Annotated in this window: 5 protein-coding genes; all 5 read left to right on the top strand. The window is 62.1% G+C overall.

What is annotated here, in order from left to right; all coding sequences use genetic code 11:
- Positions 1 to 115 precede the first annotated feature (115 nt).
- The 5 genes from NBW56_RS08035 (at position 116) to NBW56_RS08055 (ending at position 14,764) form a co-directional block, all read left to right on the top strand.
- Positions 116 to 1,975 (top strand): ribonucleoside triphosphate reductase, encoded by a 1,860-nt coding sequence (locus tag NBW56_RS08035; RefSeq protein WP_250258777.1) that lies wholly within the window; start codon positions 116 to 118, stop codon positions 1,973 to 1,975.
- Positions 1,972 to 2,766 (top strand): anaerobic ribonucleoside-triphosphate reductase activating protein, encoded by a 795-nt coding sequence (locus NBW56_RS08040; protein ID WP_250258778.1) that lies wholly within the window; start codon positions 1,972 to 1,974, stop codon positions 2,764 to 2,766. Before NBW56_RS08035 ends, NBW56_RS08040 begins: the two co-directional genes overlap by 4 nt.
- A gap of 126 nt (positions 2,767 to 2,892) precedes the next feature.
- Positions 2,893 to 5,985 (top strand): lamin tail domain-containing protein, encoded by a 3,093-nt coding sequence (locus tag NBW56_RS08045; protein ID WP_250258779.1) that lies wholly within the window; start codon positions 2,893 to 2,895, stop codon positions 5,983 to 5,985.
- Positions 5,986 to 6,261: 276 nt separating this feature from the next.
- Complete coding sequence (locus NBW56_RS08050) at positions 6,262 to 12,444, top strand: G5 domain-containing protein (protein WP_250258780.1); 6,183 nt, start codon at positions 6,262 to 6,264, stop codon at positions 12,442 to 12,444.
- A 214-nt stretch (positions 12,445 to 12,658) separates the two neighbouring features.
- Positions 12,659 to 14,764: a bifunctional metallophosphatase/5'-nucleotidase gene (locus tag NBW56_RS08055; protein WP_250258781.1), complete on the top strand. Its 2,106-nt coding sequence runs from the start codon at positions 12,659 to 12,661 to the stop codon at positions 14,762 to 14,764.
- Positions 14,765 to 14,830 lie beyond the last annotated feature (66 nt).

The following is a 14,830-nucleotide window of genomic DNA, read 5'->3' on the forward strand; positions in this document are numbered from 1 at the left end:
AAGATGTTCCGCCTCTGGGTGAATCTGGGTGGGCAGCCGAGGAAGGCGCCCCGCGGCGCTAGCGGCACCGAACATCCACTCTCACCACCACCCATTTTTGCGATAGGAGCGCACCATGCCCGCACGCCAGAAACCTGAGCGCACCCTTGTGGATCCGATTTCCACAATCAACGATTATCTTGCTCGCGCCGATTGGCGCGTGAACGCGAACGCGAATCAGGGCTACAGCGTGGGCGGTCTCGTGCTCAACTCGGCGGGCAAGCTCGTGGCGAACTATTGGCTGGACGAGGTGTTCAGTGAGGAGGCCGGTCGCGCTCACCGCGAGGGCGACATCTATATCCACGACCTCGACATGCTCACCGGATATTGCGCCGGGTGGTCGCTACGCACGCTGCTTCAAGAAGGTTTCAACGGTGTTCCGGGAGCGATCGCCTCTGCCCCGCCGAAGCATTTCTCGAGTGCGTGCGGGCAAATCGTGAACTTCCTTGGCACGCTGCAAAACGAGTGGGCTGGTGCGCAAGCGTTTAGCTCTTTTGATACGTATATGGCTCCCTTTGTGAGGCTCGATTCGATGAGCTATAGCGAGATTCGCCAGAACATGCAAGAGCTCATTTATAACCTTAATGTGCCGAGCCGCTGGGGAAGCCAGTGCCCGTTCACGAATCTCACCTTTGATTGGAATTGCCCCGAGGATCTCAAGGATCAGTACCCGCTTGTAGGTGGCGAGGTGTGCGACTTTACGTACGGCGAGCTGCAGGAGGAAATGGACCTCATTAACCGCGCCTATATCGACGTCATGACGGAAGGCGATGCGAATGGGCGGGTGTTCACCTTCCCGATTCCCACCTACAACATCACGCGTGATTTTGAGTGGGATTCCCCTAATACGGAACGCCTTTTCACGATGACGGCAAAATACGGCCTTCCGTACTTCCAGAACTTTATTAATTCAGAGCTCGATCCGGGGCAGATTCGCTCGATGTGCTGCCGCCTTCAGCTTGATTTGCGCGAACTCCTCAAGCGCGGCAACGGTCTTTTCGGTAGTGCCGAGCTTACGGGGTCGATCGGAGTGGTCACGGTCAATATGGCGCGCCTCGGCTACCTGCACAAGGGGGATGAGCACGCGCTCGTGAATGCCCTCGATCGACTCCTCGAACTCGGGAAAGACACGCTTGAGAAGCGCCGCGCGACTGTGCAGGAGCTCATCGATCGCGGACTCTACCCGTACACGAAGCGCTACATGGGGCACCTCGGCAACCACTTCTCGACGCTCGGCGTGAACGGCATGAACGAAATGGTGCGCAATTTTACGGGCGACACCGAGAACCTCGTGACGGATGCGGGTCGCGCGATGTGCGTGCGCATCCTCGACCATATTCGCGAAAAGATGGTGCAGTTCCAGGAGGAAACGGGGAACCTCTATAACCTCGAGGCCACTCCGGCGGAAGGTGCAACGTATCGCCTCGCCAAAGCTGATCGTGAACGCTTCCCCGGTATTCTCCAGGCCGGCACGGATGAAAATCCGTATTACACGAATTCCTCGCAGATTCCCGTGGGCGCCACCGAGGATCCGTTCGAGGCACTCGAATGGCAAGACGAGCTGCAAACCAAATACACCGGCGGCACTGTGCTGCACCTTTACATGAATGAGCAAATGAGTTCGCCCAAGGCCGCGAAACAGCTCGTGAAGCGTGCCCTCTCGAACTTCCATCTTCCGTATCTCACCATCACTCCAACCTTCTCGATCTGCCCGAGCCACGGCTACCTCAAGGGTGAACATCGCGAGTGCCCCATGTGCGGCGACGTATGCGAAGTATGGACGCGTGTCATGGGTTATCACCGGCCAGTAAGCTCGTTCAATATCGGGAAAAAGGGCGAATTCGAAGAACGCAAATTTTTCACGGAAAGCGCGGCCGGAAACCACGGGACAATCACGGGTTCCGACGCTCGCTCGGCAACCGTCGTGACTGCATGAGCGCACGCTCCACCCCGCCTGCGGCGGAGGATTTGCGAATCGCGGGTCTCGTGCCCCTCTCGACCGTGGATTGGCCCGGCACGCTCGCGGCGACCCTGTTTCTCCAGGGGTGCCCGTGGAGGTGCAGCTATTGCCACAATCGGGCGATTCTCGACCCGCGCAGGCCAGGCACGGTGCCGTGGGGCGAGGTGCGAGGCTTGCTCGAGCGGCGCCGCGGTCTGCTTGACGGCGTCGTCTTTTCCGGCGGCGAGGCCACGATGCAGCACGCGCTCATCCCCGCGCTCGAGGAGGTTCGCGACCTCGGCTTTCGCGCCGGTCTTCACACGGGAGGCGCGTTTCCCACGCGCATCGAGTCGATCGTGAAAGCTGAGAACGGTCCTCTCGTGGATTGGGTGGGCTTCGATCTCAAGGCTCCGCCCGAGGTTTTCGAGGCAACCGTCGGACTTCCCGTGCCTGGCTCCGCGCGTGCGTGGGAGAACTCGACAAGGTCGTTCCTGGCCCTGGCGCGCGCCGGGGTAGAAATTGAGTTGCGCACGACTCTCACGCCACTTCTCGCCCCGTACGCGCCGCGAATCGTGGAGGTGGCTTCCGACCTGTGGCGGGAGGCTGGCGCGCCGAGGCGCGTGCGAAGACTGGTGTTCCAGCAGGCGAGGGGAGTGGGAGCGCCCGAAGAGTTCACTCGCACTCTTCCCGAGAAGCCCCAGTGGGATCGCATGTTCGAGACCGTGCTGGAAAGCGCGCGAGCCACGGGCGAAGTGGTGGGGGTTGATGTGGAGGTGCGCAGGTCGTAGCCGGCTTGGCGCCTCGGCGCCCCTGAGCTGGACACATCCATCTTCCGTTTACCGAGCGGCAACCGGCAGGAAACTACTCCATGACACCGTGACAAAGTCCCTATCTCCTCAACAGTAAGGACCCCCATGCGTTCGGTACGCTCCGGATTCGCCGCGCTCGGCATTATTGCCGTGTGTGCGGCGGGCGGCGTTGCACAGCCTCTTGTGGCGAGTGCCGCCCCAATCACGAATGATGTTTATGTGAGCGAGGTCGAGTCGAAGGGTGGCGAGCCCGGTGACTGGTTCGAGCTGTTCAACTCGGGTTCTGAGCCCGTGGATCTTTCGGGCTTTGTGGTGAAGGATTCCGACGACACCCACGTCTTCGTGATTCCCGAGGGCACGATTATTGAGCCGGGCGCTTACCTGGTGTTTGACGAGTTCGACGACAAGACTGGCCTCGGCTCGTTTGATTTCGGCCTCGGTAAGAGCGACGTCGTGCGCCTTTTCGATAAGGACGGCGAGACGCTTCTCGATGCTTTTGAGTGGGAAGGCCACGCTGAGAGCACCTATATTCGCGCCGAGAATGGCGACGTTGTTGAGGGTGTTTCCTCGAAGGGGCTTGAGAACACTCCGGCAGGGGAGCAGCCCGGGGAGACTCCCGGAACCTCTGAAACACCCGCCGATCTTTCCGTCGTGATCAACGAGATCGTGTTCGACGATCCGGTGGGGCACGGCCGCGTCGATTCCATCGAGCTGTACAACGCGGGCTCCACGACGGTGGATCTCACGGGTTGGTCGGTGCATGACGATAAGGATCGTCCCGGTGAGGGCGACCTCGAGGGTGAGCTTGTGCCTGGTGAGTACCTCGTTCTCGAGAAGGACATGGATTTTGAGTTCGGTCTCGGTAAGGGCGATTCGGTGCGCCTCATGGACCAGAACGGTGCGTTCGTTGACGAGTACACCTATGAGGCTGGCGCTCGCCTCGGCGATTGGTCGCGCTGCCCGGATGGCACCGGTGAGTTTGGTGAAGCCGGCGAGGTGACTCTCGGTGCGGCGAATACGTGCGAGGTTCCCGAGGAGGAGCCGAAGCCCGGCACCGCTGTGATCAATGAGGTGGATTCGGCTCCCGCGGATGCCGTGGAGCTGTTCAACCCGGGTGATGAGCCGTTCGATTTGTCGGGTTTCGAACTTCGTGACAACTCGGACGATCACCGTTTCCGTATTGCCGAGGGCACGGTTCTCGAGCCGGGCGCGTTCCTTGTGATCGACGATCACACCGCGGGCGAGGTCTTCGATCAGGGTGCTGGTGGCTTCGTTGCAGGTGAGTTCGCTGAAGCGATCGGCCTCGGCTCGAGTGATCAGGCGCGCCTTTTCGACGCCAACGGCGAGCTTGTCGATAGCGTCGACTGGGAGAGCCATGCGGCGATTGAAGGCGATCAGGCGTCGGCCACGCTTTCCCGCTGCCCGGATGGCGAGGGTGTGCTGTCTCTGGGGAAGGCGACCCTGGGCAAGGCCAACGAGTGTGTGGCGCCGAAGATCGCGCTCAACGAAATTGAGTCGAATGGCGATGCGACCGACTGGGTTGAAATCAAGAATGTTTCCGATGCGCCGATTGATCTTTCGGGTTGGTATGTGCTCGATAACGATCCGGTGGGGCATGCACGTGATGTGACGCCTGTTCCGGTGGGCACCGTGATTGACCCGGGTGAGTATTTTGTGTTTGACCAGAACACGCACTTCACGTTTGGTCTCGGCAAGAACGATAAGGCGAGCGTGTTCACTGGGGGCGGTGTTCTCGCGGCGGAGCACGAGTGGAGTGGTCACGCGGATGTCACGCTCGCGCGCTGCCCCGATGGCGAGGGGGCGTTCGTAGAGGCGTATGTGCCCACGAAGGGCGCTGCGAATGGGTGCAGTGAGGGCGATCAGCCTGTGGTTGAGGATGGTCCGGCGGTGGACGGCGTGGAGCTTTCCGACTTCCCCGGCGAGCAGGATCCCGCGGTGATTGATGAAAGCTCGATGTTCTACGAGGATTCGTCGGGCCTCGATTTCGAGGAGGGTTTCCTGTGGGCCGTGGATAACGGCACGGGCGCGATCTGGAAGCTCGTGGCGCACCAGGATGGCACGGTTGAGCCGGCCGAGGGTTTCGAGTCCCCGAAGCGCGTGCGTTTCGCGAAGGATACGGGGAACCCGAAGGCGAAAGGCCCCGATGCCGAAGGCATCACCGTTGCGGGTGATGGCAAGGTGTATCTCGCCGTGGAGCGTGACAACTCCAATAAGGGCGTGAATTTCAACGCGATCCTGCAGGTCGATCCGAATGCGGAAGGCCCGGAGGTTGTCGCGTCGAAGCAGTGGGATATTACGGCTTTGCTTCCGCAGGTGTCGGCGAACACGGGCATCGAGTCGGTTGAGTGGGTTCCGTCGAACGCTCTCGAGGGCAAGCTGTGGGATTCCGCGAAGAATGCGCCGTACACCTCGGCGAATTACCCGGATGCCACGGCGAATGGCGTGTTCTTTGTGGCGCTTGAGGATAACGGTCACGTTTATGCCCTCGTGCTGAACGGCGATAATTCGGCGGAGGTGATCGCGGATCTCGATTCGAAGATCGGCGGTGCGATGGGCCTTGATTACGATGCGCTCACGGAGCAGCTGTGGGTGATGGCGGATGACGGTTACGAGGGTCGCCTTGCTCGCTTCACGTTCACGGGGAAGGAGTCCCCGGTGGTTGTGCACATGCGCCGCCCGGCGAATATGCCGAACGTGAATAACGAGGGCTTTGCCCTTTCGGATCGCTGCGTGGAGGGCGCGCGCCCCGCGTGGTTCTTCCAGGACGGTGTGGAGAAGGGTGCGCTCACGTCGGTTCAGGTGCCGTGTGTGTTTGAGGGTCCGACGGATGACACGGGAGCGTCGGATGGTGCTCAGCCCGGTGATCCTGCTGGTGAGGGCACGCTTGGTGAACCGGGTGGTTCTGCCGAACCGGCTGTGCCGGGTGCGCCGGGCGAGGGTGAGGGTCCGACGGCTGCCGGGCAATCGTCGGATGAGCAGCCTTCCGGCGAGAGCTCGCGGCCGGGAGGCGCCGAGCGGGGCGTTGCCGCGAGGCCGCATGAGTCCGGTTCTGCGGGTGTGCCGCGGGTGGGTCAGCTCCCGCGCACGGGTGCCGAGACTCGCGTGCTTGGTGGATTCGCGTGTGCGCTTGTGGTGGCGGGTGCCGTGCTTGCCTCGCGCCGCCCCCGTCGCGCTTAACCAAATGTGATGAAACGATAAAGGGGTGCTGTGTGCCCCAAGAGAGCCTCCGAGGCCAGGCCCGAGAAAAGGGCCTGGCCTCGGAGGGTTTGACGTTCCCCACTCGAGGAAAGTTGACTCTAGCGTGAAGTAATGCTGTGCGTTAGGCTCAAAGGTGGTAACGAGGCTGTCTCCGCCCAACGAGAGAAGGTGCGGAGCGCCACGTGATGATGCATCGCATCCGCCGCGCACGCCGTTGAGGGGCGCGGCAAAATCCCTAGATTGAAGGATTGAGGAATGACTTCTTCCCGTAGTACTACGCCCCGCAGGCTGAGGCCTCGCGCTGGCGTCGCTGCGCTTTCGGCTATCGCCCTCGCGGTAGGCGCACTTGGCGCATTCCCCCACAGTATTTTTGCCCCGCAGCCCGCGGCAGCGGCAGGCGAGGCCGATGGCAACGGCGACGTAAAAACGCTCACCGGTGGCATCCGCGGCACCAATGGCTCCGGTGTCGTTGAGAAGGATGCCCAGATGGCGTCGGATCTGCCGGCGGGAACCTGTCGGATCACAAGTACCGAACAGAGTGGCAGCCAGGCGGGCTTCTCGTGGAATTTCGTCGAGCCCGGTCCAGTGAGCAAGGGCGACAACCGCAGGAAGTTCGGCGCGGTGGCGTCTTTCGATGGTTCGAAGGATCGCACTATCAACGACTGGCTCTTGTTGGGATCGAATAATAATGCGCCCGCGACGAAGCACGACGTTCCTGCGGTCGATGCCGGCACCCAGGTTTGGTCTGAATTCCGCCCGACGACGCACAAGGCCGACGAGGTCATGTCCATTAACAAGGCGGGACGCTCACCTCTCACCGCGACCATCGCGCCAGCGCTGACGGGCGAGAAAATCGGGCAATATGCGAAGGCAACGGCGGAAGCGCCCGTCACCTATACCTGGGTTGACATGTACACCGAGGACAACACAGATCCTTCGAAGCAGTTTGGTGCAGAACGGTCTGCGGAGGCCGCCTTCAACCCGTGGCCGAGCGAGAACGCCGACTGCAGCCCCATCACGGTGACGTGGGAAGACCTCACGAAACACGTGATCGTTGCCGGTGAAGAAACCAAGGTGGGGAACATCAACGCCGATGCCGAATCGATCTCCCGCATGGTCGTGGAGGCGAATGACGGCACGGGCACGTTCCTTGCCACGAGCGATGCCGCTGCCTCGGGCGGTGGCGAAAAACTCTTGCGCGTGGACGAGAAGGGCGACATTTACTACACGTGGCCCGCGTACCGTGACGCAGAAAATGCCGACCAGTCAAAGGAGACCCGCGCGATCTCCGGTCAGCAGAACGTAAACTTCTCCGTGATCGCGAAGCCGCGCACGGTTGATCAGCTCCAGGCGGCAAGCGGCGAGTTCGCAGTCGTGGCCAAGGAGTCCAATTCGATCAAGCGCTACAACACCCCGAACGTCATCGACAGCAAGCCCTTCTCGCTCGATGACACGATGTACCACGATCCGAAATACGACAAGGCGAACGAGACCATCATTTCGGGTGTGAAAAGCGAGGAAGGTCCCCTCGCCGGGGGTCGCCAGTCGGTGACCTTCACGCAGGTGCCCGATAAGATCGCCGACCTCATGGAGAAGAAGGGCGACGGCGGCTTCAACGCAACTGTCGCTCTGGACAAGAGCTATGTGTACGAGGGCTGGGACGTCGAACTCGACCCCACTACGCATAACGTCACCGTGATCGCGCCTGAGAACCCCACGCCGGGCACGTTCGCGCAGCCGCGCGTGATCGTCACGTACTCGAACGGCTCGAAGGATATCCTCCCGCTGCTCGTGGTGATCGATCCAAACGACACGCAGGTGACGGACCTCGTGGCGCCTTCCATGGCAAAGGGGAAGCCCGGCACGGAGTTCACCTCGCAGATCACGACGAAGCCCGTCATGAAGGGCAAGAAGCCGGTAGCGCCGGCGAAGTTCGAAGTTGACCCCTCGACCGTTCCCGCGGGCTGGACTGTGACCGTGGATGAGAAGGGCAACGTTACCGCCACGGCTGATGACACCGTGCCTTCAGGCACCGTGATCTCCCCGAAGGTCACCGCGACCTACCCGGACCAGACCACGGATGAGATCGAGACCCAGTTCCAGGTTGTCGAGAACATCAAGGTCCCGGAGTACAAGACGGTGACCGGCACGAACGGCGATAAGGTCTCCCTGCCCGTGAGTGTCCCCGACGAGGGTCTGAGCGGAAGCGCAGACGATGAGGCGCCCACCCGCTACACCTTCCCTGACGGCAGCCTCACCTACACCAATGGTGACTGGACCGTCACGATCGACGAGAACACTGGCGAACTCACCTCCACCATCCCGGCGAGCGCCCAAGAAGGCGACATGCTCGACGTTCCCGTTCTCGCTCACTACGGCGACGGCATGAAGGCGCAAAAGGTGACCGGCACCATCGCGGTAGTTTCGGATGGTGCTGTCCCGAGCTACTCCGTGGAATCGACTAGCCCGAACACTGCGGCGACGCACAAGATCGACGGCGCGCCTAAGGGCTCCACGTTCTCGTTCGGCACGAAGGACGGCAAGCCCGTCACCGAGCAAGAGGTCGACGGCTGGAAGTACACGATCGACCCGAAGACCGGCGAGGTCACCGCTACGCCGCCTGCGAGTGCGAAGCCGGGCGACAAGAAGACCGTCGCCGTCACGGTGACTCGCCCCGACGGCTCCACGCCGAAGGTGCCCGTCACCACCGTGGTGAACCTGAGCAATAATTGGGAAGCCGATCCGACCTATCCTGAGGAAACGGTTTACCCGGGTGGAACCGCGAAGCTGCCGGTGACTCTCAAAAAGCCGGAAAACGTCAAGGTGGCTGCCGAAAACCCCTACAAGTTGGGCACCATTCCCGCTGGTTGGACCGCGACCATCGACGACAAAGGCCAGATCACCGCAACCGCGCCAGCAGATGCGGAACCGGGCACCCAGGTTGAAATTCCCGTTACGGTTACCTACGAGGACGGTTCCACGGACACCGCTAAAGCTGTGGTGAACGTTGTTGACGTTTCCACCCGTGAAGTTCCGTTCGACGTCGAGTACAAGTACGACGACACCATCCCCGCCGGCACCTACAAGGTTCAGACCGAGGGCAAGCCGGGTGCGGAAAAGCAGAATGCTGATGGCACTTGGGAGCGCACTGAGGAGCCGGTCAAGGAGGTCGTGCTCGTCGGCACCAAGCCTGCTGAGAGCGCAAAGGATGTGACGTGGACGGTTCCGATCCCGTACCCGACTGAGGTGCGTGAGAACCCGGACCTGAAGCCTGGTGAAACCAGGGTTGTTCAGGAAGGTGAGAACGGCGAGAAGAAGTTCACCGCCAAGTTCACCGCGAAGGGCGACAAAGCCGAGGTAGTCGAAGAAGAAACCACCAAGGAACCCGTCAAACGCATCGTCGAGTACGGTCCGGGTCTGGCTCCAAGCGAGCTGGTGACCAAGACTGAGAAGCCGATTCCGTTCGACACCGAGGTTGTCTTTGATGACACCCTGCCGGCCGGCGAAAAGGTGGTCGACCAGAAGGGTGAGCTGGGAACCGAGGTTGAGACCTCGACCCAGAAGCTGGTTGACGGTAAGCCTTCCGGCGATCCGACCGTGACCACTGAGCGCACCAAGGAACCGACAACGGAGAAGATCCGCGTCGGTACCAAGACGACCGGTACTACGACTGAAACCGTTACGTCTGAGGTTCCGTTCGGTGTGAAGGTTGAGTTTGACCCGAACATGCCTGCCGGTACGTCTGAGGTTGTGACCGAGGGCAAGCCGGGTAAGAAGACCATCACCGTGACGCAGAAGGTCACCAACTCTCAGCCCGATGGCGAAGCCACGGTGGAGGAGAAGGTCACCGAGCAGCCTGTCGATCAGGTCATCAAGGTCGGCACCAAGCCGTCTGAGGCGTCCGAGAAGGTCACCTGGACTGCCCAGGTTCCGTTCGAGGTGGAGACCCGCCCGAACCCGGAGCTGAAGCCGGGTGAGATCAAGGTCGTCCAGAAGGGCGTGCCTGGCGAGAAGACCTACACCGCTGACTTCACTGCCAAGGGCGACCAGGCAACTGTCACCCCTGAAGAAAAGCAGACCAAGGACCCGGTCAAGGAGATCATCGAATACGGCCCGGCTGCTGAGGACACCTCCGTGGTGACCAAGACCGAGAAGCCGGTTCCGTTCGAGACGGAGATCGTCTTCGATGACACCCTCGCCGAGGGTGAGCAGAAGGTTGATCAGCAGGGTGAGACCGGTACCGAGGTCGTAACCTCGACGCAGAAGATCGTCGATGGCAAGCCTTCGGGTGACCCCGAGGTGACCACCGAACGTATGAAGGAACCGGTCAAGCAGATCATCCGCGTGGGTACCAAGACTGAGGGCACGAACACCACCGAGTCCGAGGTAGAGGTTCCGTTCGAGACCGAGATTCAGTTTGATGATTCCATGCCTGCTGGCACCCAGGAGACTGTCCAGGAGGGCAAGCCGGGCAAGGATAAGGTGACCACCACCCAGACCATCGAGAATTCGAAGGTCACGGGCACCACGACCGAAACCGAACGTATCGAGGAACCGGTCAAGAAGATCATCAAGGTCGGCACTAAGGGTGACACCACCTCCAAGACCGTGGAGTGGACCGAGAGCACCCCGTTCGAGGTGGAGGTTCGTGAGAACCCGAACCTCAAGGCCGGCGAGACCAAGGTGGTCCAGGAAGGCAAGCCGGGTGCGGTCAAGCACACCCTCACGGTGACTTCCGACAACGGTGAGATCACCACGGATGACTCGACTGAGACCGTCAGTGAGCCGACCAAGCAGATCATTGAGGTCGGTACTGCACCGAGCCAGACTGAGCTGACCGATAAGCACACCGAGCATCTTCCGTTCGAGACGATCATCGAAGCTGACCCGAATCTCGAGTCGGGCAAGGTCGTCGAGGATCAGGCTGGCGCCTTCGGTGAGAAGGAAGTCACCAAGGTCTGGAAGCTTAAGGACGGAGTCGCCGTCGGCGATCCGGAAACGACCGAGAACGTCACCAAGGAGCCGACCCCGCGCAAGCTGCGCATCGGCACCAAGACCACCGGCGAGAACTCCGAGTCCTTCGAGACCGACGTTCCCTTCGGCGTGAAGGTCGTCTACGACCCGAACATGCCCGCTGGCGAGTCCAAGGTGACCACCGAAGGCAAGCCGGGTAAGAAGACCGTGACGATCACGCGAGAGATCGTCAACTCGAAACCGGGCGATCCGAAGATCTCGGAAGAGATCACCGAAGAGCCCGTTGACCAGGTCATTACCGTCGGCACCAAGCCGGGCAAGGCCACAGATGAGCTCACGTGGACGACCGCCGTCGGCTACGAGACCATCATGCGACCCAACCCCGAGCTCGCTCCCGGCGAGGTCAAGGTTGTGCAAGAAGGCGAGTTCGGCGAAGAGACCATTACGGTGAAGTTCGATGCCACGATCGAAGAAGGTGGCGTTCCGAACGTTTCGACTCGCTCCGACGTCACGACCAAGGACCCGAAGCCGCGCATCGTTGAATACGGCCCGCGCGCGAAGGACACCTCGGTGGTAACGAAGATTGATCGCCCGATTCCGTTCGAGACGGAGATCATCACCGATGACACCCTCGAGTCGGGCACGCAGGTCATCGACCAGAAGGGTGAGAACGGTGTTGAGGTTGTGACCTCGACGCAGAAGATCGTCGACGGCAAGCCTTCCGGCGACCCCGAGGTGACCACCGAGCGCACCAAGGAACCTGTCAAGCAGATCATCCGCATCGGCACCAAGTGCAACTGTGATGATCCGACGCCGGCTCCGACGGACGATCCGACCACGGAACCGACTCCGGATCCGACGGATGACCCGAGCACCGATCCGACGGATGATCCGACTCCGGATCCGACGGACGATCCGAGCGCGGACCCGACTGAGGAACCGACTCCGGATCCGACGGACGATCCGAGCACGGACCCGACTGAGGAACCGACTCCGGATCTGACTGAGGAACCGACTCCGGATCCGACGGATGAGCCGAGCACGGAACCGACTCCGGATCCGACGGATGAGCCGAGCACGGAACCGACTCCGGATCCGACGGATGAGCCGAGCACGGAACCGACTCCGGATCCGACGGATGACCCGAGCACGGAACCGACTCCGGATCCGACGGATGAGCCGACCACGGAACCGACTCCGGATCCGACGGATGACCCGAGCGTTGAGCCTGGCACCCCGGGTACACCCGACGAGCCGGGCACTCCGGATCAGCCCGGTACGCCCGAGAAGCCGGGCGACCAGGGCGGCACACCGGATAAGCAGGATCGTCCGGAAGCTTCGTCGCCACTCCCGCTGCCGCGCACCGGTGCAGAGATTGCCGCTACGGCTGGCATCGCGGCGCTGCTCGTCCTTGGCGGCGTGGGTGTCCTGGCACTGCGCAGGAAGTCGCGTTCGCAGCGCTGATACAGCGCCGATGAGGCCGTGAGGCCACGTCGCTCACCGCACACAAGTGGCGGGGGAGCGGGAGAAATCCCGAGCCCCCGCCACTTTCGTATGCCCACCGGAAACAGCGCACGTTCACCAAGCCGTCACCGGCCCCACCCCGAATGGCAAACCCGGGTGAGTAGCCTTGGGGTGCTTCCCCCACTCCATACCCGCATCTCCGTGAGGATTCTTCATGCGCCTTTTCCCCCGCCGTGCCCTGCTGACGGGCGCGAGCCTGGCCACAGCCAGCGCCCTTGCCCTTTCCGCCCCCGCGCTCGCCACCGTGAACGATGACGGTTCGAAGACCGTCACCGTCGCAGCCTTCACCGACCTCCACGGCCACCTCGAACGGGTCCCGAACCTCGCCTACCAGATCGACCAGATCAAAGCGGAGAACCCGGGCGACACGATCGTTGCATCCAACGGCGACTCGGTGGGTGGCAGCGCCTACATTTCTTCGGTGCAGCAGGATGAGCCGACCATCGAGGCGCTCAACGCGATGGGCGTGCAGGTGTCCTCGGCCGGCAACCACGAGTTCGATAAGGGCTACAAAGAAGACATGGCCGTTGGTGCCCGCCTGAACAAGGAATCGAACTTCCCGTATCTCGCGGCGAACCTCACCGGCGCCGATCCCGAAGCGATCCCGCCGTACACGATCATCGACACGGACTCGGGGGTGAAGGTCGGTTTCATTGGCACCGCGCCGATCTCGTCCCCGAAGGACATAGCGGTAGATTCCTTCACGAACCAGGGGCTCGCCGTCACGGACCCGGCCGCGGCTGTTGATAAGTACGCGGCGCAGCTCAAAGACGGCGACGAATCCAACGGCGAAGCCGATGTCGTGATCGCTCTTGTGCACGACGATGCCGACATCGCCGCAAAGGTGGGTGAGAACGTTGATGCCGCGGTGGGCGGCCACAGCCACCGCAAAGCGGAACTCACAACCGCGAGCGGCGCTCCCGTGATTCAACCGGCAAACTTCGGCAAGCTCCTCGGCCGTTTCGACATCACCGTCGCCGCTGACGGTGAGGTAAGCGTCGACGCCTCCATGAGCGAGGTCGCCGACATCGAGCAGACCCCTGACGCGCCGACCAACGAGAAGGCGATGGATATCTATTCGAAGGCCGCCGCCTACGCCAACGAGACCAACAAGACTCTCGCCGAGATCGAGGGCAAGGCCCTCACGGCTCGCGCGTCGGGTGCCGAATCCACGGCCGTGAACATGATTGCCGACGGTTTCCTCGCCTGGGGCAAGGACCAGAAGCAGGGCGCCGATCTCGGCTACCAGAATGCCGGCGGCACCCGTGCCGACCTCGATCCGAACCAAGACGGCAAGATCACCGTTGTTGAATCGGGCACGGTGCAGCCTTTCGGTAACACCCTCGGTACGGTCGAGATCACGGGCGGGCAGCTGATCGGCCTCGTAGAAGCGCAGTTCGGTACCGACGATTCCGGCAAGCCGCGCGTGAAGAACGCCGGCTTCAGCCGCAACCTTTCCTACACCTACAACCCCGCTGCCCCCGAGGGCTCGAAGGTGATGGATGTGCGCCTCGACGGCGAGTCGGTCGACCCGGAGGCCACCTACACCGTGGCGACGACTTCGTACCTCCTCTCGTCCGTATTCGGCGAGGGCAAGAACCGCATCGACTCGACCGAGATTGATCTGGATGCGTTCAACGCGTGGCTCGAAAAGGTCTCGCCGTATAAGGTCGACCAGGGCCAGCGTGGCATCGGCTTCACCTCCTCGGTCGACTCGTTCAAGGCTGGCGACAAGGTCGAAATCAGCCTCAGCTCGCTGTCCATGACAGCCGACGAGGACAAGCCGACCGAAGCGATCGTGTACGACGAGCAGGGCAACGAGCTCGGTCGCGGCCCGGTCGACAACACGCTCGACGGCAACGAGACCGGCAAGGCCACGTTCACGATCACGATCCCGAACTACACCGAGTCGGGCAGTTACGTGTACACGATCAAGGCCGGTGCGACGACCGGATACGTCGTTCTCGCTTTCGACAAGGGCGATGTTGCGCCCGGTGCCGGCGACGCTGAGGGTGCGCCGGCGGGTGGTTCCGGTCAGGGCGATTCCGACGGTACCTCCGCTTCCGGCGATGCCGAGGGCGTCTCGTCGTCTGCTGGCGGCAGGAGCCAAGATGTTTCCGGTTCGGCTACCTCGCGCGGCTCGCGTGTGTCGGCGCTTCCGCGCACGGGTGCCGAGTCGCTTGGCGTTGCGGGTGTGGCCTTCGCGATGGTCGCGGCGGGTGGCGTGCTCGTCGCGCGCCGCCGCGCTCACCGCGCTTAGTTTCGTACGAACTGCATACCGCGAGACTCGGGTCCGGGCCGATGAGGCTCGGGCCCGAGTCTTGTC

Origin of the sequence: Dermabacter sp. Marseille-Q3180 (assembly GCF_940792985.1) — a bacterium.
GTDB classification, from domain to species: domain Bacteria; phylum Actinomycetota; class Actinomycetes; order Actinomycetales; family Dermabacteraceae; genus Dermabacter; species Dermabacter vaginalis.